Source organism: Bacteroidetes Order II. bacterium, assembly GCA_016788705.1.
Lineage (GTDB): Bacteria > Bacteroidota > Rhodothermia > Rhodothermales > UBA2364 > UBA2364.
On record JAEUSQ010000055.1, the window covers coordinates 1 to 3,812 of the forward strand.

Sequence of the window (3,812 nt, forward strand, 5' to 3'; positions counted from 1 at the left end):
GCGGTTTTCTAAAGCCAAAAAACTTTTGGAGGCGGATTTGAACCGAACATTCAGTCTTAAAACACTTAGACGTTTTTTAAAAAACTTGCGTGCCGATTCAAGCGCACCCGACTAAGACCGAAAGGAAAACCAAGCGAAGAGATAGAAGTTCCGGCACAGAAAGGCAAGTCACTCCATATCTGGGGCTTGCTCTTGTTCGACAACCGGCTGTTTTTCGACACGTGCGCACACACAATTGGCAGCGAGTTTGTTCGCCCAAAATTGGATACATTTTCCTTGGAAATCCAGAAAACAACCGTAATCGTGCTGGATAATGCGCGCATACATTCGGCCCATAAAATCAAAGAACGTCTGGAGGTTTGGCAAAACAGGGACTGTTCATCTTCTATTTACCACCCTATCCACCCCATCTCAATATTATCGAACGGCTTTGAAAAGAGCTGAAAGTGCGGTGACTAAGGCCAACAGGCTATGCACAAACCGAATGCCTGTTCTTTGCCGTTTGGTCTGCACTCGCCGCTGTTGGGTCTGAGTTGACCATCAACTTCTCAATGTATAATAAAAATTAATTTTGTCTTTTTACTTGTCACTTTTAGGTCAGGTCTATATTGCCCCAAGTTTATGACTACTTATCGTTTGAATCTTCATGGCATCAAGAATGGATAAATGGCCTGCAAGGGGGAAGTGTCTATTTTGCCAAAGGCTTTTGGTTGAATCGTGTAGCAAATGGAAGTATCTTGGTCTTTTAGAGAAATCATATGTCACCTATTCCAGACCCTATTCAGTTAGAACTGTTCATCAATCGCTTTCGGGCGGTGGTGGACGAGATGGGCACTTTGTTGCGACGAACTGCCTTCTCGGTAAACGTGAAAGAGCGGTTGGATTTTTCTTGCGGTCTTTTGAACAGTCGTGGAGAGTTGGTGGCCAACGCACCGCACATTCCGGTTCATTTGGGTGGCTTGGGGGTGTGTGGCCGTGCCGTCGCAGAGGAATTGTTGTTGGAAGATGGAGAGGTGGCCATTACCAATCATCCAGCATTTGGTGGTTCTCACTTACCGGATATAAGTTTGATCGCCCCCGTATTTTATGCGGGTAAACGGGTGGGCTTTGTCATCAACCGTGCGCATCATGCCGAGTTGGGCGGAAAACGTCCCGGCTCAATGCCGCCAGATGCACAGAACTTGGCCGAGGAGGGCGTGGTTATCCCACCGATGTATTTGGTGCGCCAAGGAAAACCTCAGTGGACAAAAATCCGGAAGCACTTACTATCCGTCCCTTTCCCTACGCGGGCCATAAATGAGAACTTGGCAGACATCAATGCTGCGTTAGCCGCGTTAATGGCTGGAAAACGGGCTTTACAAAACCTTTGTTCGCAATTTGGTGTCGAAACCATATGCTTATATATGGACGCACTCTATCATCATGCCGCCGAGCGGATCGCTCAACGCCTTGTTGATTTAGGCCAAGCGCCCTTGTTTGCGACCGAGTTTTTGGACGATGGTCACCAAATTTCCGTCCGAATAGAACGAGTGGTTACAGAGGAACGTCCGCTACTTTTAATAGATTTTTCAGGAACCTCTGCGGTTCATCCAGCCAATTTTAATGCCACGCCCGCCATTATCCATAGCGCAGTGGTCTATGTTTTACGGCTTCTCTTAGACGAAGATCTGCCCCTAAACGAAGGACTTCTACGAGATGTTAGATTAATTTTACCCGAGTCTTTCCTTAACCCACCCTTTTCAAACGATCCCGAAAAATGTCCGGCTGTTGTGGCGGGCAATACCGAAACCTCGCAACGGGTAGTGGATACGTTGCTCAAGGCTTTCGGCCTGGCGGCTTGTAGCCAAGGAACCATGAACAACCTACTCTTCGGAGATGAAAGTTTTGGATATTACGAAACCATCGGCGGTGGGTCGGGTGCAACGCCAGGCGCACACGGTGCCTCGGCCGTACAAGTACACATGACCAATACCCATATGACGGATCCGGAAGTGCTGGAACTGCGCTATCCGATTCGGGTGCGGGAATGGAGTATCCGTGAAGGCTCTGGCGGTGATGGACGACGGCGCGGTGGCGATGGGATGATTCGCGAATTGGAATTCAGGAAACCTTTATCGGTCACCATAATCGGGCAACACCGCAACGAGAAACCCTATGGCATTCATGGCGGAGAACCGGGTGTTCAGGGCAAACAAATCCTGATTCATACCGACGGAACGCATACCGTCCTTCCCGGTGTGGCCACTTTCGAGGCCAGCATCGGCGAGGTCCTACGGGTAGAAACACCCGGCGGAGGTGGCTGGGGAACGCCTATCTCCGAATAACCACTAAATGCCAACCATCATCCCAAATCATATTTGTCCCTCAATCCAACCCGATAGAAAGTCATTGTAAAATGGCCTATCCTCAAAATTTATGCAACAAGACCTTAACTGGACGAATTGGCGCTGGCAAATGCGCAACCGAATCCATACTACAGATGATTTGGCACAATACATTACACCCACCGAGGACGAATTACAGGCCATTCGCGAGACCGATGGCATCTTTCGGTGGAACATTACGCCCTACTATGCCTCCTTAATGGATCCACACGATCCACATTGTCCCATTCGGCAACACGTTGTCCCAAAAATGTCCGAAATGGCACCCGATATTGTGGGCGTAGTGGATCCCTTGGAAGAGGTGGCCCATTCGCCCGTTAAAAACCTGATTCACAACTACAAAGACCGTGTGGCCTTTTGTGTCACCGCCGAGTGCGCCATTTATTGCCGCTATTGTTTGCGAAAACGCATGGTGGGTGATGCCGATTTTTTCCTGAACAAAGCCGAGCTACAAGAGGCAATAGACTATTTGGCCATTCATTCAGGAATTCGGGATGTTTTACTTACAGGCGGCGATCCACTTATTTTTAGCGATGCCAATCTGGAGTGGCTCATCAGTCGATTACGTGCCATTCCGCACATCCAGATCATTCGGATTGGCTCCCGTTTGCCGGTCACCCTGCCGTATCGTATTACCGACGACTTGGTGGATATGATGGCTAAATACCATCCTATATGGCTGAATACACATTTTAACCACCCGAAGGAGTTCACAAACGAGGCCCAAATTGCGGTGGAAAAATTACTCAGAGCTGGCATCCCGGTCGGAAATCAAACGGTTTTGTTGAAAGGGTTAAACGATGACCCATCTGTGATGAAAGAATTGTGCGAAAAATTGATTTCCTTTCGTCTTCGTCCTTATTATTTGTATCAAGCCCAACTTATTGGCGGAACTGCTGCCTTCAGAACTTCGATTGAGAAAGGACTGGCATTGATGGAGGCACTTCAAGGCAACACCAGTGGTTATGCCATCCCCAAATACGTCCTTGATACGCCATACGGCAAGGTGCCCATGAACCGATCTTACCTTATCGGACGAGCCGGAGACTATGTGGTAATGCGCACGCCACGCCAAGCACTATGGGCCGAACCCAATCCCATGCCTCCTGACGAGGAAGACTATCGTAGGTTGCTCCCTGAAATTCCGTTACCCCCAGGTATTGCAACCATTCCCATTGGGGCTGCTACGTTTGTCCCCACTGCTGCCACCGAGAACCTAACAGAAGAGACCTGTGTATTCAAATCTTTCTGATAAAAATCCACAGAGAATGACTTTTTAAGTACGGGAATAAAATAATTGACTACTATTTTAATACCCCTAAAAATACATGGGTAGAAAATTAGAGATCAATTTAAGCGCAAAACAGCGTGCAGAACTGGAACATGGCTATCGAAATGGCAAGAGCCACGCATTTCGTCAGCGTTGCC

General features: G+C 48.3%; 2 protein-coding genes. Both read left to right on the top strand.

Annotation, left to right across the window (positions count from 1 at the left end):
* Nucleotides 1-758 precede the first annotated feature (758 nt).
* Entirely contained in the window at nucleotides 759-2,324 is a 1,566-nt protein-coding gene (locus tag JNN12_14265; protein MBL7979499.1) for a hydantoinase B/oxoprolinase family protein, read from the top strand.
* Between the two features lie 91 nt (nucleotides 2,325-2,415).
* Entirely contained in the window at nucleotides 2,416-3,636 is a 1,221-nt protein-coding gene (locus tag JNN12_14270; GenBank protein ID MBL7979500.1) for a KamA family radical SAM protein, read from the top strand.
* The last annotated feature ends 176 nt before the right edge of the window (nucleotides 3,637-3,812 follow it).